Origin of the sequence: Vibrio sp. Isolate22, assembly GCF_022398115.1 — a bacterium.
Classification (GTDB): domain Bacteria; phylum Pseudomonadota; class Gammaproteobacteria; order Enterobacterales; family Vibrionaceae; genus Vibrio.
Genome location: NZ_JAKEUW010000025.1, coordinates 55,132 through 76,626 on the forward strand (window position 1 = coordinate 55,132; position 21,495 = coordinate 76,626).

The window sequence follows — 21,495 nt, forward strand, 5'->3', positions numbered from 1 at the left end:
TGTTTTTCTACGTATTTTATTCGGTATTTATTTTTGAAGATGGATTATCGAGTCGCTACCCACAACCCGTGGATCATTCCTGGAACCCAGAAGAAGAAAGTGAGGACGATGTTGATCAAAAGGTCTTTGCCTGCGCCTCGTGCGAAAAACACACCCAAAGGAGGAAGCAGTACACATAAGATGATAATGACGAGTTTGTTCATGATAAATCCTTTTTATTCAATGAAAGTTCAATGCACTAACTGTATTCACAGTATAGAAGGTCTGGAGAGTGTTAATGCATTGCTGCCTTAATGTATAGAAGACAATGAGTTAAACATCTCAAGATATTCGCTTAGTATCAAGTGTTTAATGGCTGCCAGTTTATCTATTTATAACCATTTGTTAGCATTGGGACAAACTACAAAACATTGGAATCGTTATGTCGCAGTCACCTCTAGATCGAAAGGCTTCAGAGCAAGCTCCTTCCTTATCTCAAATCAATGTGTTTCCGGTTAAATCAGTGGGCGGCATTGCGCTTTCTTCTGCTTGGGTTGAAAAACAAGGTCTCACTTTTGACAGACGTTTCATGCTGGCATTGGCTGACGGCTCAATGGTTACGGCGCGTAAATATCCTAAAATGGTTAAAGTGTCTTCCAGCTTACTGCCAGATGGCTTGATTTTTACTTACGAAGGCAAAGAGCCACTGCGCCTTAAGTATGCGAACTTTAAGATGCAAGAAGCGCCAGCAACAGTGTGGAAAGACAGCTTCACGGCCTACACAACGAGTGATGAAGCTGATGACTGGTTTAGTGATGTATTGGGTGTCCGTGTAGAGCTGCTTTTCTCTGGTGAACAATCGAATCGTGTTCGTGAAAAGTTGGGTCATAACGTGAGTTTTGCCGACGGTTACCCGATGTTGGTCATCAGCCAAGCTTCGCTTGATGAGTTGAATCGCCGCAGCCCTGAAACGCATTCCATGGATCAGTTCCGCACCAACTTCGTGGTCTCAAACACTGAAGCGTTTGCTGAAGATGGTTGGAAGCGCATTCGAATTGGTGAGGTTGAGTTCGAGGCGGTGAAGCCTTGCGAACGTTGTATTCTAACTACTGTGGATGTTAACAGTGGTGAGTTAAGAGCGACAAAAGAGCCACTGAATACCTTCTCTAAATTCAGAGCCAATGATCGTGGTGGTGTGTTCTTTGGTCAGAACCTAGTCGCTAAGAACGAAGGTTTAGTCAGAGCGGGTGATGTGGTTGAAGTACTCGAAACTAAAGAAAAAGAACATTACGAAGACACATGGGTAGAGTCGTTGCATTTAACTTGCGTCGAGCGTGAAGAGATCGCTCGAGACTTTACGACATTTTGGTTAGAGCCAGCGAAAGAGAACCACTCTTTACCAAGTTACCAACCAGGTCAGCATCTGCCGATTGAAATGGTTATTGATGGTGAAAAAGTGTCTCGTCGTTATACGCTATCTTCAAGCCCATCTCGCGCGGGTCGTTTAGCGATTTCAGTGAAGCGCGTGAATGATGGCCAGATCTCCAACTGGTTGAACGATAATTTCCAAGTTGGCGATACCTTAGTCGCGCAAAACCCTGATGGTGCTTTCTACTTAGAAGAGAACCCAACGCACCCATTATTATTGCTTTCTGCGGGTAGCGGTATCACGCCTATGTTGTCGATGCTTCGTTATTTGGCAGACCATGATCAAATTAATGATGTGGTTTTCTATCATCAATGCAGCAGCGAAGAAGATATTCCTTATCAAGCTGAGATTGACCAGATCGCCAAAGAGCACAAAGGCTTACGTGTGATTTATTCATTGAGCCAACCAGCGAAAGAGTGGAATGGTTTGTCTGGTCGTTTGAGCGTGTCGCATGTCGCCAAAATTGAAGCGCTTCATAAACGCCAAGCTTTTGTGTGTGGTCCTGATGGCTTTATGGATAATGCAAAGAAACTACTGATTCAAATGGGCTTGAATCCTCAGCACTATCATCAAGAAGCATTTGGTGTCGCACAACCAACGGAAGAGACAGTTAAGCAGCTACAGCTAAGTGTTAATGGCTATCTATTCGAAGGCAATAACCAGTCTACCTTACTAGAGCAAGCTGAGTCGGCGGGTGTATCTATTGCATCAAGCTGTCGAGCGGGTTTTTGTGGTGCTTGTAAAGTGACCCTTGAGTCTGGGCAAGTCCACCAACCGGATGTACCAGCGCTGCAGGAGCACGAACGTAACATGGGCCAGATTTTAGCATGTTGCAGTGTGCCTCAAACCGATATCGAAGTTGTGGATTAATGGCTAATTAAGTCACTCCCTTCATAAAATAGAAAAGGCCGGAAGCTGAACTTCCGGCCTCTTTAATTGAGATTAACTTAAAGCATTAATCATAGATTGTTGGAATTGGTTGACGCTTGTGTTGTGTTGCTTTGTAGATGCTCACTAAGCGGTCTGATACGTCTTGAGGTACTTCTTTACCTTCAAGGAAATCATCGATTTGATCGTAAGTTAAGTTTAGCGCTGCTTCGTCAGCTTTCTGTGGATCAAGCTCTTCTAGATCAGCAGTTGGCATCTTCTTAACTAGCTGCTCTGGCGCACCTAGTGTTGCCGCAAGCTCACGAACTTGACGTTTGTTTAGGCCAAATAGAGGCGCTAAATCACAGGCACCGTCACCGTGTTTAGTGTAAAAACCAGTGATGTTTTCTGCTGAGTGATCGGTACCAATCACAAGACCACCAACGTAACCTGCGATTTCGTATTGTGCGATCATACGAGCTCGAGCTTTTACGTTACCTTTTACAAAGTCGATTTTTGCCGAGTCTGTTGGTAGTAGGCCCGTTCCTTCAAGTGCAACGTGAGAAGCCGCGTGAAGTCCATCAACACCCGCTTTAATGTTTACAGAAACTGATTGAGAAGGCTGGATAAAAGAGAGAGCAAGTTGTGCTTCATCTTCATCTTTTTGCTCACCGTAAGGTAGGCGAACTGCGATGAATTGGTAGTCGTTGCTACCTGTGCTTTCATTCAAGCTGTCAACTGCCAGTTGTGCTAGACGACCACAAGTAGTCGAGTCTACACCACCACTGATACCAAGAATCAGGGACTTACAGCCAGACTGCTGAAGTTTCGTTTTGATAAAGTCCACACGACGAGTCACTTCGAAGTGAGGGTCAATTGAAGGTAGTACGCGCATTTCGTCACGAATTAACTGTTCCATTCGTATTCCTTTCCTGCAAGCAAATTAAAAATCTAGTGTTATCATACCTAAATCATTCGATTTAAAAACCTCTTTGCACAAGCTTAGAAAGAGAAGGCAGCAATTAATAATGGAAAAAATAGCCATTTTCGGTAGTGCGTTTAATCCGCCGAGCTTAGGGCATAAAAGTGTGATTGACTCACTGGCTTATTTCGACAAGATTCTTCTTGTACCAAGTATTGCCCATGCTTGGGGAAAAGAGATGCTAGACTTTGATACGAGATGTCAGTTAGTTAACGCATTTATTAGTGATCTTTCATTGGATCAAGTTGAACTATCATTGATCGAAAAGAGTTTGTTCACGCCCGGTGAAAGTGTGACAACTTATGCGGTACTCAGTGAATTACAAAAGTTACATGGTGACGCTGAACTCACGTTTGTTATCGGGCCGGACAACTTCTTCAAGTTCTCATCTTTCTATAAATCAGATGAGATTACCGAGCGATGGTCTGTAATGGCTTGCCCGGAGAAGGTGAAGATCCGCAGCACAGACATTCGTAATGCATTGATAAGTGGAAGCGATGTATCAAAACTGAGTACAAAGTCAGTTACAAAGATGTTGCAAGATAGTGGACTGTATACAATAATGTAGATTCACTAATTCAAGAGGTCTGATGACTATGCTAAAGCGCGCGATACCGGCGACGATGATCATTGCAGCATGCAGTTTACCTGCACAGGCTGAATGTGACTTTTTTAGCTTAGACTCAATCATGCTGGCTTCTGATGATGAAAATAGCTGTCTAGATTTTTCTACGAGCATCGAGTCTTTCGGTCAGCGCATGCTAGAAATCACTGGTATGAGTGAAGAAGAAGCCGAGAGCACACCTGACTATTGGTCTGACTGGGTACTTCAAACCAAGGATACGCCACTGTTAACGCAAAGCCTCGAGTCTAACTATGTTGGATTGGGAATGTGGTTCCCTGAAGACTTAGAAGACGAGCAGTATGATATGTCTACTGAAGAGTGGCTTTTGAATCATGGTTTGCAATTGAGCATTGGCTTCGGTGAGAAAGTAGAAGGGCAACCTCGTATGCGCTTTGATTATCGTTGGCACGATTCAAGAGATGCCGATTTAATGATGCAAGTCGAGTTACCGTTTTAGACGAACATGATCGCTATATAAGATTGTTAATCTAGCTTTTATTTATCCTGAATTAGTACTAAGAATTAAAAAAGCCGCAGAAACTCAGTTTTTGCGGCTTTTTAGTATCTAAATTTTGGCTTTTATCAGCGACAATAGGTCTTATTAGCGACTATAGGTCGTCACCAAACACCAGCATACACAGTTGTTCAAACTCTTCTTCTTTACCTGAGAATAGATCATCGATCACAGCAGCACGTTTCTGGCCTGATTGCATGCGCTTCTTCGCCTCGCGCATTACCATCACTAAGGTGTGCTCTTGTGGCAGGTTAGAGTCATCAATGTTCCACTGATTGAATCGTTGAGACAACGCACTTTCACAAAGCAGTGGTTTGAATGCCAACACTTCTTGCTTGAGTACAGAAAGCATGTCTTTGCACGCTTGCTCGGTATTGTTAGCACCTGAAGCTCGGCCGTGAGTAAGCTCTAGCTTCTCTAGCAACGCCAAAGAGAGGTTAGTTTGTGTGATGTAACCTGCTTGGCGTGGGAAAGCATCTGTCAGTCGAACAGAGAAATCGATACGGCTAACTTGAGTGTTAGGGAAGTAAGTCAACGAAGTTAAGCAGTCAAATGGAACCCAAACGCTTTGGCCTGGTTCAACGGCGTACTCTTGCTTACCCAGTTTGATCAAAACCAAGCCACTTTGAACCGATACAAGGCTATGTTTTAGTACTTTCTTGCGTGGTGTGATCACCAGGTGTGAAAAGTAAGCCGATGTATATTCAATAGCGAAGTTCATAGATAGTACCTTAATTTTGGGGCGTCAAGATTACCGTTAATCTCAAAGAATGCCAACAATAACAGGCTATTTTCACTGTTTCTGGTCTGACCTTGTCAAAAGTATGGGCTCTGTAGCTGCGAGAAGTCAAAACAACGCGTAGAATGAGCCAGCTTTTTATTATATGAATGAAAAAATGACCTCTCCAACCGATCCATATGTTGATATTCGTCCTTACGGCGATGATGAAATTCCAGCGGCACTAAACCGTCTTATTAATGATGAAGAATTCATCAGTGCGATTCTGAACTACCGTTTTTCGAATCATGCAGCTTGGTTCCAAGCATTAATGAGCCCAATTCTGCGTGTTTACTTAAAAATGAAGTGGAGCAAGCTGACTAGCGTTGAATCCATTCAAATTGAAGTGAAAAAGTACTTACGTGACACGCTAGCGAACACTACAAACGGTGTGACGTACACTGGCTTAGAGTCATTGGATGTGAATCAAGCATACTTGTTTGTATCAAACCATCGTGACATTGCTATGGATCCGGCGTTGGTGAACTACGCACTGCATCAACAAAATCACCAAACTTGTCGCATTGCGATTGGTGATAACCTTCTGAAGAAACCGTGTGCGACAGAACTGATGCGCTTGAATAAGAGCTTTATCGTTAAGCGCTCTCTTAAAGGGCCGCGTGAAATGATGAAAGCGTTAGGCCAGCTCTCTTCTTACATTAAGCACTCTTTAGATACCGGCAACTCTATCTGGATCGCTCAGAAAGAAGGCCGTGCAAAAGACGGTAATGACTTCACTGATCCTGCAATCCTTAAAATGTTCCATGTTGAAGGACGCAAGCAGAAGGTGGCATTCCCTGAATACGTGAAGTCACTGAAGATTGTTCCTGTTGCTATCTCATATGAAAATGACCCTTGTGATACGGCTAAAGCGATCGAGTTGTTTGAAAAAGATGTAAACGGCAGCTACGAAAAAGGCGAATTTGAAGATATTGAGAGCATTATCCAAGGTATTGTGGGCAACAAAGGCCGCATTCACGTTGGTTTTGGTCAGGTTATCGATCAAGACTTTGAGACTCCAGAAGCATTGGCTGAAGAGATTGATCGCCAGATCCATGATAACTACAAACTGTTCCCAGTAAATCTACTAGCCGCAGAGAAAGAAGATGACTCGATCACTGCTACGGTTAAGAAAGAGTTCGAAGATAAGTTAGCGACGTTACCAAAAGGTGCACGTCAGTACTTGATCGACAGCTATGCGAACCCAGTGAAGAACATTGGTTAGCGAATATTTCGCTTAATTGATTGAATTGAAAAAGGAGCCTAGAGCTCCTTTTTTTGTTTTCAGCCCTAAACCACCTACTTCAGTAGGTGGTTATCATTCAGTTTGGCTTTGCCTGTAGTTCTACCCATGTTAAATGCTCCCTTGATTTTTAGCGAAGTCAAAGAGGACAAATAACATGAGCAGATATAATCAAGCTTCCCACGTATTTTGGAGATGTCAATATCACATAGTGTGGACACCAAAGTATCGATTTAGGATTTTGAAAAACAATGTAGGTAAAGAAGTTTATCGATGTATANTAGCTTTAAAACTCTTTAGTAAATTTCCATATTTAAGGAGAAACAAACTCTGGGGTAACCACTTTTGGCAAAGGGGCTATTTTGTCGATAGCGTAGGGGTTAATGAAGAAATCATTCGACGCTATGTAAGACATCAAGAGAAAAAAGAGCGCGTGGAGCAGCAGCAACTGGCGTTGGACTAAACAAAGGCCCCCTTTTAGGGGGCTCACACAAAGCCACCTTCTTTAGAAGGTGGTAATTTACTTTTCTGCTTATACTTTTGATGGAAAGAGGCAAAGCCACAGGCAAGGCTAGCGCGCCACAGCACCGCCTAGTTCCAAATTTGTTGGCCAAGTCGTGACGGTGTTACCACCTAAATAGATATTGCCTTTTACCGTCATTGTCTCTGGGAATGCAGTAATTGCTGAGCCGCCGACATATAGGTCACCATCAATCACAATGCCATTTGGCAGTTCGGTTAAAGGGGTGCGCATCACACTGAGGTCGCCTCTCACTCGCAAGCCGTTGGGCAGCCTTTGCAGTGGGGTGTCAGTGAAGTTAATGAACCCGCCGACTCTTACACCCTTTGGCCAGCTAGTGATTTTGCTACCCACGAAGTCGGCGTAACCTTTGATTTTTACACCACTTGCTACTCTGGTTAGCTGACTATTAGAAGCCTTTAGGCTGCCGTTAACATCTAACCCTTTAGGCAAACGTGTGATCGGGGTGTTTTCGATATTAAGATTACCATCGACCACTAAACCGGTTGGAAGTGCTGTGTAAGGCTTATTTCGGAGATTTAAGTTTCCGTAATTGTCCAGATGGTTCAATATTTGATAGTGATCGATTGGTTCTGCACTGACATTTGTTATGGTTAAAGAACCAATAATAAGTGCAATTATTCTGAGCATAACAGGCTTCTTATTACGATAGACGCTAACACTATAATGGAAAAATTATTCTCGCATAGTGTTTTACCCATTTGGCGGTAGATAAAATAGAAATCGTTTGGCTAATCAGAAATGAAACGACAATGGCAGGTAAATGGATGACTAGAGTAAATATACAAATAGTTAAGAGCGTCTTGGTAGCAAGTGCAATGTTTTGCTCAATGCCTGCTAGTGCGAACAAAGTAATTTCAACACCGGGGAAAGCTGCGGTGGTGGTTACTCAAAGTGGTCAACAGCAACGAGTTTGTTATTACGATGACAAGGCATACAGCATTGGAGCGGTACTCGAAGTCTCTGGTGTTGTGATTCAATGTGCTGCGGAAAACGATTTTGAAACGAATGGCGCACTTGCTTGGATACAAATAAAAAAAGACGAGTAATTTAACTCGTCTTTATATAAGAGCATAAATGCTTATATTAACGCGCTAGAGAGCGAGTCTTAAGTTCGAAAATAATCTTTTCTGCGCTTACTTCGAACTTGAAGCGTGCATGCAGTTCAGTACTTTCTTCGGTCATTTCTGACGCTTCATACTCAACATTGCTAGACACTTGCTTTGCTAGCTCTACGTACTTTGTAAATTCAGCTTCAATTAGTGCTTTCGAGTTGCCGTATACAGTTACTTCAGCAACATCGTCACCTTCTTTAATGATGAACCCGATTTCGCCTGCACAGCCGCAAGCTTCACATACGTCGTTGTTACCCATATCTTGGCTCATAAATAATCCTCTTACAAAATCTGCGGTTATTCTAACGAGCAATTTGAACTGTATCTACAAAAATTAAAATCTTTGAACTAATTCGCACTGGTATGCTATGTTGTTTGTTGTGGGATTAAATGAATATGTACATTCGCGCCGACAAATATGTATGTGATCTATCTCATGTTTTGTTGAAAAGCAGTGTCATTAATTTGTTAGAATATCATTCAGTTAGTTGCGTCGTGACTAATTTTATAAGACTATCTATTGCTTGATAGGTATTTATACAATGAATTTATTGTTGGGTATTTGATATTCTAAGTAGTTATTTTAGATTAACCACTTAGAGCGGTAAGGTTACTTTCGAAGAATAATTAGACAAAGTGCCCAAAGTGCCCAAAGTGCCCAAAGAGGCAGCACTGTAAAGTTGTTTATGCGAAGTACTGGCGGGTATTTTAATGGAAATACTTGCGAAAAAATGCCTTGCTCACATAATGCTGATAACAATTTTCATTCTGACTTCATTTGATTGAGTTAGATGGATTTACAAAGAGAAGAGCCTGAATATGCCAAAGCGTAGTAAAGAAGATACAGAAATCACAATCCAGAAGATCATGGATGCCGTTGTAGACCAGTTACTAAGGTTGGGTTACGACAAGATGTCATACACGACGTTGAGTCAGCAAACGGGCGTTTCTCGTACAGGTATAAGCCACCACTTTCCAAAGAAAACAGATTTCACAGCTGCTCTAGACGGTCGAATCTTTAAGATGTTCATGGAGCACATTGATTTCGAAAATGGTCTTGATGCATTTTCAGCTAGCTGGGTTAAAGCGCTTGAAGACGCTGAGTTCCTAGCAATCTTACGTTTACTTTTCCATCATATCGTTACTGCTGAAAGCGCGCACGAATTTGCGGCGAACGGTATTGATCGCCTTTACAAGCTGACCGAGACTCAGTTTGGCGATACAAGCGGTAAAGAACTTGAGTGGTTGATTGGTAAATCATTGATTCGTATGAGCCAATAATCAACACACTCTGAAAGAAGCTCCTAAGGGAGCTTTTTTGTGCCTATCGTTTGTACCCTTGTTCTTTTTCCATCGTACTCACCGCGCTTTCTTTATCTGATTTTTTGTATCCATGGGCGTTATTTCTTTTCTTTTTAACCGCTTACATTCATGCTCTTCCTGTGAAAAGCTAAGTAACCCTAATTGATAATGTTCACTTATAGAGCCTCAAGCGCTCTTAGTGAGGCGTTTTGGTGTTCATTGCTATGGTTGCTAATAAAATTGAGTTTAAGGCGAGAGAGAGGCTATGAGCCACTATAAACCTCTATAAAATAGAGGTTTATAGTGGCTTAATTGTTATTAGTAGAGGGTGCTCAAAATGAGCAGGATCTAAATCGAGTTTATTGTGCTGGGTGTACCTGAGGAAAGCTCATCGTAGGGTGCTTTTCTACGATGCTTTTATACCCATAAACATCCTCAATCATTGACGGCTTGAGCGCTTCCCAAGGGCTGCCATCGCACACTAGGTTGCCATCTTTCAATACCACCAATCGGTCTGAATACTGAGCGGCTAAGTTTAGGTCGTGCAACACCACGATAACGGCTGCATTATGATTGTCTGCAAGTTCTCTCGCGATCTTTAGCGTGTTGTGCTGGTGGGCAAGATCCAATGCAGAGGTAGGTTCATCAAGCATTAAGATGCATTGATCGCCAGAGTGGTGGAGCTGAGTGAGTACTCGAGCCAAGTGAACTCTCTGCTTTTCACCGCCAGACAGAGAAGGGTAAAGCCTCTCTCCTAAGTGGGATACATCGGCGATGTTCATCTTTTGGTTCGCGATGTTGGTCAGTGTTTTGTTTGACTCTTGCAGTGGAATGCCACCAAGCTCGACAACTTCGTGCGCCAGAAATGGGAAGGTCAAGGTACTGTGTTGAGGAAGCATAGCCAAATGTTTTGCCAACTTGTGTGAAGGCCATTTGTCTTTAGCATGCCCAAAATATTGAATGTCGCCGATACTTGATATCTCTTGGCACAAGGCTTTGAGCAGTGTGCTTTTGCCGGCTCCATTTGGACCAAGCAGCGTGGTTACTTTTCCTGCTTCAATCTCTATGGATACACTATCTAGTATCTTTTTACTGCCGAACTTTACTTCAATATCGGTCGCTTTTAGTGCCGCAGGAAACATTAAAGGATTCTCCCTTTCTGTTGGAATAGTAGGTACAAGAAGAAGGGCGCGCCAATAATCGCAGTGACAATCCCTACTGGTAGCTCTGCTGGGGCAAGAGCAACGCGTGAGAACATGTCTGCTGCTGTTAACAGTAGAGCGCCTAGTACCGCTGATAAAGGTAACAGGACTCGGTGATCAGGACCTGCCAGCATGCGACCTAAATGTGGGATAACCAGTCCGATAAAACCAATCATGCCAGATAGGCTTACCGTGATACCAACACCTGCTGCCGTCAGTAGAATCAGTTGTCGTTTCAGTTTTTGAACTGGAATACCCAGGTGTTGAGCTTCTGATTCACCTAGGAGTAGGGCATTCAGAGACATCGCTTGTCGGTAGAAAACGATGAACAGTCCAACGAGCGTAATTGCAGCAAGTATAATCCCTGACCATTTAGCGCCAGCTAATGAGCCCATCGACCATAGCGAAAGGTCACGCAGCATTTGATCATCAGCGATGAAGTTTAAGAAGCCTATCCCTGCACCTGAAAGTGCGCTGATTGCGACACCCGCTAACAGCATGATAGTTACTGAGGTTCCGAATTTTCCAGTACCAAGTTTGTAAACCAACAGGGTGGTTAAAGCACCGCCCAAAAAAGCAAATACAGGTACTGCGGCAAAGTTCATGAATGCCGGATATTGAAGCGAAAGCTCAGAGAACAGAACGATAGCTAGTGCTGCTCCCAAGGCCGCACCGGCAGATACGCCAATGATACCAGGCTCAGCGAGTGGGTTACGGAATAGCCCCTGCATGACGGCACCGCATAGTGCGAGAATGGCACCAATTAGAATGCATAGTATGGTTCTAGGCAGTCGTATTTCTTGAATGACTAAATTGATGTGAGGCGCTAAGTCATTGTTTGGACGAATTAAGCTCGTTGCGCTGTCCATTAAACTAATATTCATTGGCCCAACAGTGATTGAGTACAGCGCGACAAAGGCTAGGGTTGCACCTAGGCCTAACATCATTGTTTTTAGGGGGACGGATCGTAGCAACATAAAGGGCCTCTATGTCTATTGCTAGCCAGAAAGCTCATCACCAACATAGTTCTGAAGGGTTGGTGATGGAGCTAGGCTATAGCAATAGTTGGAATAGGTAGTCGAGTTATAGCGGATAGATAAGTGCGTTTAGTCGCTTCGCTTCTGAAAGGCTTTCCAGACCAAGTCCGCCCACTAAAGCGCTGCCATTTACAGTGATGATTTGTTTGTTCATACCTGCAGGGGTTGCCGCTAACATAGGTAATGATTTAAGAATCGCATCAGCGCCGCCCATTTTTTGGTAACTGCGACCACTCACTAAAATGACATCAGGTTGCATCTCGACAAGCGATTCTATTGATAATGGTTTGTAAGATGTAAGGCTTTGAGCTGCTGGGTTGATACCGCCAGCCAATTCAATGATTGCATTTGGTGACGTTTCACCACCCGCTACGTTGGCAGGACGACCTTCGTGTAGCAATAGGAACAGTACTTTCTTGGCTTGGTTATTTGGTACTTGATTGGCTTTAAGTGCTGCAATCTTTTGATTCACATCGGCTTTAACTTGCTGTGAGTGATCTTCGGTACGTGTGATCTTTGCGATTTGGTCGATACGCTTTAATAGTCCTTCAACGTTAGCCTCAGTGTTCACGATTTCGACATCGACGCCCGCAGATTTCAGTTGAGAGATTGCGTTGTCTGGTCCCATCTCATCAGAACCAATCAGTGTGGTTGGCTCTAGAGCAAGCAAACCTTCAGCAGATAGGTTTCTGTGGTAGCCGATCTTAGGCAGTTTTTCAGATTGAGGGAAACGACTGGTTACATCAATGCCAACCAATTGTTCTTCTGCGCCAAGCGCTAAAACCAATTCTGTAACGGCGCTGCCAGCACTGATGATTCGCGGTTGTTCAATGTCGTTAGCCATTGCGGTTGGTGCACTAAGAGCCAAGCTCATTGCTGCCAATGAAAAGAGAGAAGTCTTGGTCTTTAGTTTATTGAGCACGTTTAAATTGTTCATAATAATGTCTTTATACTTTCTTTTTGTATCGCGAAGATTCTCAGTGAGCAGTCCGTTCGCATTGTGAGTTCTAATCAATAGAGAGGCTCGGTTCCGGCTGTTTGGTCTTAGTAACCAAGGACCAAGCCCTCTGAATATTGGTTTGTTCTAACTGTCGTGTTTTCTAGTTATCGAGTAGCTCTAGCCATCGTCAGTGAGCAACTGAGTCGCAGGAATTCCGTTTTCTTGAAGGAAAGACAGAAGCTTCACTAAGTTCTCAACGTTGGCAGCTTTATCGGCCCCGATAATGATTGGCTTTTTATCCATTGAGCCTGTCTCTTCGAGCAAGGCGATCTTGAAGTTTTCCCAGTCAATGTACTCTTTCCCGTTGATAGCCCAGTAAGGTTCATGGTCTAAGATATTGACGCTAATCGAATCTTTGTGGACCTCTAAAACGTTTTTGACGTCTGAACTTGGTAGGTCAACTTCAAGTGACTCCAGCTTTACTGAAGCCGTAAGCAGTAGAAAAACCATCACGATAAAAATGATGTCGAGCAGCGGCGTTAAGTCGGGTGTTAGGCTCTGCGTATGGGACGAGTTTGGCGTTTTAATCATGCTTGGCTCACATCACCCACAGAGGCTTGGTTTGCAGACGTATGATTTACATCGCCAGACTGGTTCGTTTGAATCGACATGCCTTCTAGCCACACATTTACGTAATTCAAAGTATGTTCAAGTTGCGCTAGCACTCTGTCCGCCCATAGCCCGAGCAGTTGCGCACCAGAAATAGCAGGTAGAGCAATCATCAAGCCAGCAGCGGTCGTTCTCATCGCTAAACCAAGTCCATCTGCCAGATCATTGGGTGTGATGCTGCCTGTTGTCGCCGCAACACCTTTAAACATCTCGATAAGACCAAGTACTGTACCCAGTAGGCCGATAAGTGGGCTGATAACACCAATTAACCCCAACAGTCTTAATCCTGCATGCAGTTGGTGGCGCTTTTCTTGAAGCCAAATACCAGCAGCATCTTCACGTAACCCTTTTGAAAATGAGTGGTGAGCGAGCAGCATAGAGACACCTTTGTAGAGCAAAGGTCTTTTGCCTGAAATTGAATGAGCAAGTGCTTCGATTTCTTGGCTGTTAGTTGGTGAAATTTGGTTGAGCTCGCGGCGGATAGCACGCTTGCCAACACCAATGCTGAGCATGACTTGGAAGATTCGCTCAGCGATGATCATTGCCGTGAGTGCTGAACAGATGAGAAGCGGCCAAGTCATTAAGCCAAGTTGATCTTGTAAGTAATTGATTTGTTGCATGATTAATCCAACCTAAAACGAACAGGTATTTGTACACGGTGAGCGATTGCTCGGCCGTTGACAGTGTGAGGTGAGAACTTCCATTGTTTAATGGCTTCTAATGCGGCGTTGTCGAGCATCAGTGCGCCTGATGAATTTACTAATGCTTGTTTAACTTGTTTACCTTCAGCGTCTAGCCAGATCTCGTAAGTGGCTACACCCTCGATACCACGACGTCGTGCTTGGCGAGGGTAATTCGGCGGTGTAGGGCGAGAAGAAAATGATGGCTTCGTGATTAATACGGGCTCTTTGTTTGATAGGCCTTGGTTTACTTCCTGAGGCTGGTTGGCAGACTCGTTCATATTCTTATCGACTTTCTTGTCGGCTAACTTTTCTGGCTGTGGCGTAGGTTTTGACTTTGCTTTTGGCTCAGGGCGCTCTTTCTTAACGACCTTCTTTTCAGCTACTGGCTTTTTTTGAACCGGCTTCTTTTCAACAATCTTTTTTTCGACTTTCTTTGGCTGTGGCTTGTTGGTGATCGCCTTTTTCTTCGGTGTTGGTTTAGCCTGTCTTGGCTCAACAGCTTTTGGCTCTACTGGTTTAGGCTCTACCTTTGAAACAGGTTCTTTGATTGGTTCTGGTTCAACGGGCTCTGTGGCGGCTTTTTGTTGAGCTTGAGAAGGTGTGCTCTTCGGAGTGAAGTTGATCGATACCGTGTTCGATTGGCTACCTGCAGGCATTGCAAATACTTTGGATTCTTGAGCGACAAATAATAGCGCCGCATGAATCACTAACGATGCACCGCCTGCAATAACATACCTAGGAACGTTCACTTTCAATCCTTTACCAAATCTAAATTCTGTACCGGATTATTGCTTAGAATCTAAATAAGATCAATTATCAATTGCATTATCATTTGCGGCTATTTATGATTCTCTTAGTTTTTAGCGAATAGTCTTCCAGACTTTGCTATGTAAGTGTTTAGAGAGATTATATGAGTCTTAATATTTATAAGTTTGACGAATCAATCTTGGGCGTTTCTAGCCCTGATCCGCTTCGTTTTGCGTTTGCCAAAAAGCATTCTGCACACGCCGGAGGAAGCTCTATTCCGGTTGATCCGAGCAAGAAGTTGGAGCTCTTTGATGAACTGATGCTGAGTGAAGGGAAAAAACAGGATAAGCGTTGCTTGTATATCCATATTCCTTTTTGTCGCGTGCGTTGTACTTTCTGTAATTTTTTCCAAAATGCGGCAAGTCGCAAATTGGTAGACGAGTATTTCGATGCATTGATGGTCGAGCTCAAGCAAAAAGCCAACACACCATGGGCACAGTCTGGGTTGTTTCATGCCGTTTATATCGGTGGGGGAACTCCAACCGATTTGTCGCCTAAACAAGTCGAGCTATTAGGCAAGGCTATTCGCCAACACTTCCCACTCGCCAATGATGTTGAAATGACCTTAGAAGGGCGTATCAACCGATTCGGTGATGACATGTTTGATAGTGCACTTGAAGGTGGCTTCAACCGTTTCTCATTTGGTATTCAGAGTTTCAATACCAAAGTACGACGCAGCGCGAAACGTTTAGATGACCGTGAAGTGGTTCTAGAACGTATCAGCTCTTTAAGCCGCACTGAGCAAGCTCCGATCGTTCTCGATTTGTTGTATGGCCTACCGTACCAATCGATGGATGTGTTCCAACAAGACCTAGAAGACTACATGTCGACGGGAGCACACGGTATTGACCTTTACCAACTGATTGTTGGGGGCAGTGCTCCTATGCTTAATCTGGTTGAGAAAGGGAAGATCCCACCACCGGCTAATACGCCTGATAAAGCAAGCATGTATTTAGCGGGTGTTGAGTTCATGGCTAAGCACAAGGTTAAACAGCTAAGCGTCAATCACTGGACTCGCGACAACCGTGAACGCAGCATTTACAACAGTTTAGCGAAAACCTATGCCGAGGTTTTGCCTATTGGTTGTGGTGCTGGTGGCAATATCGGTGGTCATGGTGTGATGCAACATCGAACTTTAGACAGCTACATGGAGTCTATTAAGCAAGGGCGATTACCAATAGCCATGATGACTAAACAGAGTGCCTTGGAACCTACGTTCTCCACATTAAAGGCCGGTTTTGATTCTGGTGTGGTTAGAAGAAGCACACTTCCAAGTTTTATGGGGCAAGACACCTTCGATTACCTGAAACCTCTATTCGAACATTGGGAACAGAATGGTTTGGTTGAGCTTTCAGAAGATTATCTGAGTCTTACTATCGCTGGTAGCTTTTGGGCAGTAAGCCTAGCTCAGAGTGTTATTCAAGTGCTAAACGCCGAGTATCAGGCTGCGAACCCAGCTCCGAAAGCAGCCGCATCGGGTGTTCATCCACACGCAAGTTTGAAGCACGCTTAATATCGAATTTTCATTATTTAACTTACGTAATTACTTGTTTATACGGAAATATATCCAATGACAGATACAACATTAGAAGTAACAGAAACTCTAGAGCAACGTGTCGCACACATCCTAGAAGAAGAACCAAAACTGCTGCCAACTGCTATTGCAGAGAAGCTTGGCGTTTCAGAGGTTGAAGTCGTCGCTGCTTTTCCAAACGACATGGCAGTGATGCTAGATGGCAGCCGTGCTCAAGAAATTTTGGAAGGCTTAGTGGGTTGGGGACCAGTGACCACGATCGTGCACTCATTTGGGTCTATCTTTGAAGTAAAGGCGCCATTCCCTAAAGGTAAAGTAGCGCGTGGTTACTACAACTTGATGGGTAAAGATGGCGAGCTTCACGGTCACCTTAAGTTAGACAATATCAAACACATCGGTTTGGTGAGCAAAGCGTTCATGGGGCGTGAAAGCCATTACTTTGGTTTCTTCAGTGAAACGGGTGAGAACATTTTCAAGATTTACTTAGGCCGCAATGAAAAGCGTGAGCTTATCGCCGACCAAGTAGAACGCTTCAAAGCACTAAAAGAATAAGCTTAAGAAAAATCAGCAGCAGTTAATAAAACATTCAAGCTCGAGGACCACATAGATTAATGGTCGTTGTAAATCGCCACTAGGGTCGCTCAACCTCGAGCAAACATAATAAATCAGAGAAAGCGAAGTAAGGAATTACCCATGGAACAACAAGTAAAACAAGAACGTCTACAAGGTCGCCTAGGTCCAGAAATTAAAGAGTTTCGCCAAGAGCGTCGTACCCTTCAACTGGCAACGGTTGATGAAGAGGGCCGCCCGAACGTGAGCTACGCGCCTTTCGTTCAAAACCAAGAAGGTTACTTTGTTCTAATTTCTGATATTGCTCGTCACGCTCGTAACTTGAAAGCGAACCCACAAGTTTCTTTAATGATGATTGAAGATGAAGAGAGCTCAAAGCAGCTTTACGCGCGTAAGCGTTTAACGTTTGATGCACAAGCAAGTGTTGTTGAGCGTGAAACAGAGCTTTGGACTCAAGTAATTGGCCAGATGCAAGAGCGTTTTGGCGAAATCATTGATGGCTTGAGCCAGCTTCAAGATTTCTCTCTATTCAACTTGAAAGCAGAGAACGGCCTGTTCGTTAAAGGCTTTGGTCAAGCGTACCAAGTGTCTGGTGATGACCTAGTTGACTTCGTTCACCTGCAAGAAGGTCACAAAAAAGTATCGAACGAGTAATCTCAATTAAAGGATTACTAAGAAGCCCTCCATTTCGGAGGTCTTTTTTCGTTTGATTGTCTCTGCTATTTCATCGGTAAACCAAAAAATTGAGTGCCGTGAGATGATAAAAGCAGACTCAGCTAAAGAGTTTGCTATATTGGCGTCTGATTAATAGTTATGTGTAAGGATCGCCACGTGAAACCAGTAAGTCGAGATTGGGACGAGTTCTGTTATCCATTTATTTATGAAGACAGTCCTATCTGTGATTTTGAGATTCTATCGGATGAACTCTGTTGCCGAATTGGATTGGTGCTGTCTCTAGAGTTAGAACCACAAGTTCGTGAGATCCTGCAACGCCTGCAGCCGAACATCTACCACTTGAATGGCTCGGTGCGTGGCAAGCTAGCGATTTCTGAGTCCGAACTGGTCGAGCTTAAGCAAGATTACCACCGTATTCGTGAGCAGCTAGAAGGTGGCTTCAAAGGTTTTGTTTTGCCTGGCGGGCATCGAGTATCGAGTGAACTTCATTTGTGCCGTTGTCAGGCGAAGAAAGTTGTTCGCGCTTTGGTGAGCATTGAGCACCATGAAAGTAAAAAGTCGCCGGATCCGATTCTTTTTAAATACGCTAACTTAGTCGCGAATACTCTGTATGCCTTGGCGTCTTATACCAATCATATCAATGAGGTTGAGGAAGTGGAGTTTTTGAGTAAGAGCTATTCTATGCCAAAAAGCTCTATGCCTAAAAAGAAAGACTAACGTTTAGTCCGGTTCTGATTAATCGATGAAAGTCTGAGAAGCTTCCAAGCTAAACCATCAAGCATGATGGTTTAGCTCTTAAGATAGCGTTTAAGCGGTCGTAGAGGCGTTGTTTAAGACTTTTGCGCCACGCAGCATGGCTTCGATTAATTCACCTGCATTGAATTTCTCAAGTGCTTCATGGGCACCCACCTGATTAGCACGATCCACACAGATCTCACTCGATAGTGAAGTGTGCAAAATACAGTAGGCATGGCTCAGTGCGCTGTCATTTTGTACTTCAAACGCAAGCTCATAGCCATCGAGCCCTGGCATCTCAATATCGCTCACTAACAGGTCGACCGCATTACCCACGCTAGCTTGGCGTCTCATTAGGTCGATCGCATCTAATCCGTTGTTACAAATACTGTAAGGAATGTTGATGCTGTCCAGAGCATCAGATAGCTGCTTACGCGCAATCAAAGAGTCATCTACTAATAAGATATTCAGTGCTTTTAGACGCTCTCGTTCAACGTCCGTCAGCATAGGGATTTGTGCGTTCTCGTAATCAGGGTAGATCTTGGAGAGCAGCAACTCTACGTCGAGCATCTGTACGATGCGATCTTCAAAGCGCGTAATGCCTGTCACAAATACATTTCGTCCTACGCTTGCTGGTGGTGATTCAATGCTCTTCCAATCACATTCGATGATTTTATCGATTGAGCGAACCAAAAATGCGACTACGGTTCTCAAGCAGTCCGTCACGATGAGTACACAATCTTGGTATTCAGCCGGAGTGATCGGACGAAAGCCTATCGCGGCAGACATATCAATGACAGGGACAGTGAGCTCGCGGATGGTCACTGTGCCAATCACATGGTGATGAGAATAGGGGATTTGGGTCATTGGTTGAAAAGGGACAATTTCCCTGACCTTAAGCGTGCCAATAGCAAAACTTTGAGTGAGGGACAGCTTGAACATCAACATTCCCTGTGACTGACTCGCTTTACTTATCGGTTTGGCCATAAGTGGCTCCTGTTTACTATACGCTTAATTTATAAAGAATAATTTAAAGGTAAATATCAGCCGCGGCAAGTAACTATACGGTTTTTAGGGGCTTTAAGGTGGTTGTTTTCGGTTATTGAGTGAAGAATGGTAGCGCTTGGGTTAAAATCACGCTAAATACTCGCTGTCGATGAAATAAGTCGGCAAGCAGACTGCAACAAACTGAGAGTTATCATGGCAAGAACAGCAGCAGCGCTTCATATTTTGGTGAAGCACAAAGAACAAGCAGAAGACATCATCAAGCAGCTTAAAAAAGGCGCTAAGTTTCAGACGCTAGCGAAGAAGTACTCAACGTGTCCATCTGGTAAAAAGGGTGGCGATTTAGGTGAGTTTCGTAAAGGGCAGATGGTGCCTCAGTTTGATAAAGTTTGCTTCTCTGGCGAGACGCTGGTCCCACATCTTGTTAAAACGAAATTTGGCTGGCACGTGGTTAAGGTTCTTTACAGAACATAGTCACTAAGAACCCGCCAAGACACTTTAAGACGTTTCGCTAGCGTCTTAAATTTGGTTATCAGTGAGTTAAACCCTCAACTTTAACTCACTTTCTCTTCCTTCCTTTTGACTCAAAACTCGCCCCTTCTTTATTCTGCCAAGCCATACCTAAAGTCATTCGATTCAAAACCGAAATACAAATCGGCCATGTCGCGAAATGCACATTTTGAATATCAGGCTGCTTTATCATTCTCTACATCAACTGAGCACTTAACTGCTAAATAATGTAGAGGCTATGTCATGAAAAAATTACTTCTTGCAGCAACAATTGCATCCCTATCTACCGTTGCTAATGCATCAATCGAGACAAAAGATTGGCATGAATTTGCTTCACCAGAAGCACAGGTGTTTGCTAAAGAAACCATCGTATTGGACTTCTACGCGTCGCCTAGTGCAGTAGGCTTCACGTCAGATTCTGACGTTGCTAAGTACATAGACCTTGCACATGAGCGTGGTGTGACTGGCGCTTCAGTGACGATTGCTGCACCGCACACACCAAATATGCTGGCGTTTAAGTCTGAGCATGCGAAGTGGACTCAAGCTTCATCTTCGGCGAAAACACCTATTCGATATGTTGAGAACGTTGAGGACTTCCAACTCGCTCATGAAAACGGCGAATACGCGATCATGTGGGCAAGCCAGACAACCATGCCTTTGGAAGGAGATGCATCTAACGTCGCAGTGATGGCCGAACATGGCATTAAAACTATGCAGCTAACCTACAACGAAACTGAGTTGACGGGCTCTGGTGTTATCTCGATGATCAACGGTGACAAATCGGGCCTAACTGAGTTTGGTAAAGAGGTGATTGATGAGATGGTGAAACACGGTATTACTGTCGATCTATCGCATACCTCCCACTATACGACACAAGACATAACAGACTACATGCAAAAGCATCACAAAGGTGTGCCTGTTATCTATTCACACTCACCGATTGCATCGAATTATGGTTGTGAGCCTCATGAAACGTTGAGCGAAACGAAACAACGCATGGCAGAGAAGAACCTACAAAAAGAACATCCAGACTACCGCTTATCTGCGTGCTACCGATTAATTTCTGATGAGCAGGCTGAGACAGTCGCAGAGATGGGCGGTGTGGTTGCTGTAACCGCGACTGAGTTCATGATGGACGGTATTTGGCCAGAAGATATCACTCCAAAGCAATTTGCAGAGATGATTGATGGTGCGGTAAAAGTGGCTGATATTGACCATGTTGGTATTGCGACTGATGACATGATGACAACAGCAAAAGTAGTTCCTTTCGCCGTTGCTAATGCCGATAAATACGCTGATAACGGTTACATGGTGGATGCGTTCAACAAAGGAGCAACAGGCTGTGCTGAGTTATCTAAGCATATTGCAGGCGTTGTTGATGCTTTGTGGGAGATGGGGTATTCCAATGAAGACCTTGCTAAATTGTTCGGTGGCAACTTGATGCGAGTTTATGAGCAAACATGGACACCAAAAGCTTAACGACTATGGCCCGCTGAATGCGGGTCTTTTTATTGGTTCATCGCGGATTAGCGGGAACTAAAAACAAAAACGGTAGTAAGTGATATGGTTTAGTCGCCAAACAAAAATCATACACAAACTACCGTTTTCATGCCGAATCATACTTTCCTATCTTCATTCTGGGAAGGCTTTAAAATAGTAAAGTCTCACCAGACAGCATCACTTATTACACTGACTCTTAAACCTAACTCTGAGGCTAAATGCCTTTGCGGTCTTGGAGCCGAGGCTATCCATG

The 21,495-nt window shown here is 43.9% G+C and carries 25 protein-coding genes; 13 read left to right on the top strand and 12 right to left on the bottom strand.

What is annotated here, in order from left to right; all coding sequences use genetic code 11:
- Positions 1-44 precede the first annotated feature (44 nt).
- On the bottom strand, positions 45-203 hold the full coding sequence (locus tag L1D55_RS15220; protein WP_004737661.1) for a YqaE/Pmp3 family membrane protein: 159 nt from the start codon (positions 201-203) through the stop codon (positions 45-47).
- A gap of 218 nt (positions 204-421) precedes the next feature.
- Between L1D55_RS15220 and L1D55_RS15225 the strand changes: the two genes are divergently transcribed.
- Positions 422-2,278 carry a hybrid-cluster NAD(P)-dependent oxidoreductase gene (locus L1D55_RS15225; RefSeq protein WP_239918026.1) on the top strand — a complete coding sequence of 619 codons (1,857 nt, stop codon included), beginning with the start codon at positions 422-424 and terminating at the stop codon, positions 2,276-2,278.
- A gap of 85 nt (positions 2,279-2,363) precedes the next feature.
- On the opposite strand, the gene nadE is transcribed toward L1D55_RS15225, so the two are convergent.
- Positions 2,364-3,194, bottom strand: a complete 831-nt coding sequence (gene nadE / locus L1D55_RS15230) for an ammonia-dependent NAD(+) synthetase (RefSeq protein WP_239918027.1) — start codon at positions 3,192-3,194, stop codon at positions 2,364-2,366.
- Positions 3,195-3,303: 109 nt separating this feature from the next.
- Between nadE and L1D55_RS15235 the strand changes: the two genes are divergently transcribed.
- Together L1D55_RS15235 and L1D55_RS15240 are read left to right on the top strand one after the other, a co-directional pair.
- On the top strand, positions 3,304-3,825 hold the full coding sequence (locus L1D55_RS15235; RefSeq protein ID WP_239918028.1) for a nicotinate-nicotinamide nucleotide adenylyltransferase: 522 nt from the start codon (positions 3,304-3,306) through the stop codon (positions 3,823-3,825).
- 22 nt (positions 3,826-3,847) lie between these two features.
- On the top strand, positions 3,848-4,339 hold the full coding sequence (locus L1D55_RS15240; RefSeq protein ID WP_004737657.1) for a hypothetical protein: 492 nt from the start codon (positions 3,848-3,850) through the stop codon (positions 4,337-4,339).
- Between the two features lie 151 nt (positions 4,340-4,490).
- Here the strand turns inward: L1D55_RS15240 and L1D55_RS15245 are convergent, their stop codons facing one another.
- Positions 4,491-5,117 (bottom strand): AraC family transcriptional regulator, encoded by a 627-nt coding sequence (locus L1D55_RS15245; RefSeq protein ID WP_239918029.1) that lies wholly within the window; start codon positions 5,115-5,117, stop codon positions 4,491-4,493.
- 175 nt (positions 5,118-5,292) lie between these two features.
- On the opposite strand from L1D55_RS15245, the gene L1D55_RS15250 reads away from it, so the two are divergent.
- Together L1D55_RS15250 and L1D55_RS15255 are read left to right on the top strand one after the other, a co-directional pair.
- On the top strand, positions 5,293-6,399 hold the full coding sequence (locus L1D55_RS15250) for a 1-acyl-sn-glycerol-3-phosphate acyltransferase (RefSeq protein WP_004737749.1): 1,107 nt from the start codon (positions 5,293-5,295) through the stop codon (positions 6,397-6,399).
- Between the two features lie 175 nt (positions 6,400-6,574).
- Positions 6,575-6,880, top strand: a complete 306-nt coding sequence (locus tag L1D55_RS15255) for a transposase (RefSeq protein WP_239918030.1) — start codon at positions 6,575-6,577, stop codon at positions 6,878-6,880.
- Between the two features lie 108 nt (positions 6,881-6,988).
- Here the strand turns inward: L1D55_RS15255 and L1D55_RS15260 are convergent, their stop codons facing one another.
- Positions 6,989-7,588, bottom strand: coding sequence for a hypothetical protein (locus L1D55_RS15260; protein ID WP_239918031.1), 600 nt, complete (start codon positions 7,586-7,588; stop codon positions 6,989-6,991).
- A 122-nt stretch (positions 7,589-7,710) separates the two neighbouring features.
- Between L1D55_RS15260 and L1D55_RS15265 the strand changes: the two genes are divergently transcribed.
- Positions 7,711-8,007, top strand: coding sequence for a YnjH family protein (locus L1D55_RS15265; RefSeq protein WP_102425010.1), 297 nt, complete (start codon positions 7,711-7,713; stop codon positions 8,005-8,007).
- A 37-nt stretch (positions 8,008-8,044) separates the two neighbouring features.
- Here the strand turns inward: L1D55_RS15265 and L1D55_RS15270 are convergent, their stop codons facing one another.
- On the bottom strand, positions 8,045-8,344 hold the full coding sequence (locus L1D55_RS15270; protein WP_239918032.1) for a YfcZ/YiiS family protein: 300 nt from the start codon (positions 8,342-8,344) through the stop codon (positions 8,045-8,047).
- A gap of 548 nt (positions 8,345-8,892) precedes the next feature.
- Here L1D55_RS15270 and L1D55_RS15275 point away from each other — a divergent pair.
- Positions 8,893-9,354, top strand: coding sequence for a TetR/AcrR family transcriptional regulator (locus L1D55_RS15275; protein ID WP_061032208.1), 462 nt, complete (start codon positions 8,893-8,895; stop codon positions 9,352-9,354).
- A 380-nt stretch (positions 9,355-9,734) separates the two neighbouring features.
- On the opposite strand, the gene L1D55_RS15280 is transcribed toward L1D55_RS15275, so the two are convergent.
- From L1D55_RS15280 to L1D55_RS15305, 6 genes are all read right to left on the bottom strand, one after another.
- A complete protein-coding gene (locus tag L1D55_RS15280) occupies positions 9,735-10,517 on the bottom strand; it encodes a heme ABC transporter ATP-binding protein (protein ID WP_239918033.1) in 783 nt (260 codons plus the stop codon).
- The gene (locus L1D55_RS15285; protein WP_239918034.1) at positions 10,517-11,554 is read right to left on the bottom strand and encodes an iron ABC transporter permease; all 1,038 of its coding nucleotides are present in this window, start codon (positions 11,552-11,554) and stop codon (positions 10,517-10,519) included. The genes L1D55_RS15280 and L1D55_RS15285 overlap by 1 nt, the downstream gene beginning before the upstream one ends.
- Before the next feature lie 106 nt (positions 11,555-11,660).
- A complete protein-coding gene (locus tag L1D55_RS15290; protein ID WP_239918035.1) occupies positions 11,661-12,551 on the bottom strand; it encodes an ABC transporter substrate-binding protein in 891 nt (296 codons plus the stop codon).
- 180 nt (positions 12,552-12,731) lie between these two features.
- Entirely contained in the window at positions 12,732-13,145 is a 414-nt protein-coding gene (locus L1D55_RS15295) for a biopolymer transporter ExbD (protein ID WP_239918036.1), read from the bottom strand.
- The gene (locus tag L1D55_RS15300) at positions 13,142-13,843 is read right to left on the bottom strand and encodes a MotA/TolQ/ExbB proton channel family protein (RefSeq protein WP_239918037.1); all 702 of its coding nucleotides are present in this window, start codon (positions 13,841-13,843) and stop codon (positions 13,142-13,144) included. The genes L1D55_RS15295 and L1D55_RS15300 overlap by 4 nt, the downstream gene beginning before the upstream one ends.
- Before the next feature lie 2 nt (positions 13,844-13,845).
- Positions 13,846-14,655, bottom strand: a complete 810-nt coding sequence (locus L1D55_RS15305; RefSeq protein WP_239918038.1) for an energy transducer TonB — start codon at positions 14,653-14,655, stop codon at positions 13,846-13,848.
- Between the two features lie 161 nt (positions 14,656-14,816).
- Between L1D55_RS15305 and hutW the strand changes: the two genes are divergently transcribed.
- The 4 genes from hutW to L1D55_RS15325 all read left to right on the top strand — a co-directional run bounded on the left by hutW (position 14,817) and on the right by L1D55_RS15325 (position 18,209).
- A complete protein-coding gene (gene hutW, locus L1D55_RS15310; RefSeq protein WP_239918039.1) occupies positions 14,817-16,226 on the top strand; it encodes a heme anaerobic degradation radical SAM methyltransferase ChuW/HutW in 1,410 nt (469 codons plus the stop codon).
- A gap of 57 nt (positions 16,227-16,283) precedes the next feature.
- Positions 16,284-16,799, top strand: coding sequence for a heme utilization cystosolic carrier protein HutX (gene hutX, locus L1D55_RS15315; protein WP_239918040.1), 516 nt, complete (start codon positions 16,284-16,286; stop codon positions 16,797-16,799).
- A gap of 141 nt (positions 16,800-16,940) precedes the next feature.
- Positions 16,941-17,471 carry a heme utilization protein HutZ gene (hutZ, locus tag L1D55_RS15320; protein ID WP_004731858.1) on the top strand — a complete coding sequence of 177 codons (531 nt, stop codon included), beginning with the start codon at positions 16,941-16,943 and terminating at the stop codon, positions 17,469-17,471.
- 177 nt (positions 17,472-17,648) lie between these two features.
- Positions 17,649-18,209, top strand: a complete 561-nt coding sequence (locus L1D55_RS15325) for an ATP:cob(I)alamin adenosyltransferase (protein WP_239918041.1) — start codon at positions 17,649-17,651, stop codon at positions 18,207-18,209.
- A 90-nt stretch (positions 18,210-18,299) separates the two neighbouring features.
- On the opposite strand, the gene L1D55_RS15330 is transcribed toward L1D55_RS15325, so the two are convergent.
- Positions 18,300-19,214 carry a chemotaxis protein gene (locus L1D55_RS15330; protein ID WP_128164905.1) on the bottom strand — a complete coding sequence of 305 codons (915 nt, stop codon included), beginning with the start codon at positions 19,212-19,214 and terminating at the stop codon, positions 18,300-18,302.
- A 201-nt stretch (positions 19,215-19,415) separates the two neighbouring features.
- On the opposite strand from L1D55_RS15330, the gene ppiC reads away from it, so the two are divergent.
- A complete protein-coding gene (gene ppiC / locus L1D55_RS15335) occupies positions 19,416-19,706 on the top strand; it encodes a peptidylprolyl isomerase PpiC (protein WP_080566519.1) in 291 nt (96 codons plus the stop codon).
- A 279-nt stretch (positions 19,707-19,985) separates the two neighbouring features.
- Complete coding sequence (locus L1D55_RS15340) at positions 19,986-21,221, top strand: membrane dipeptidase (protein ID WP_239918042.1); 1,236 nt, start codon at positions 19,986-19,988, stop codon at positions 21,219-21,221.
- Positions 21,222-21,495: the final 274 nt, after the last annotated feature.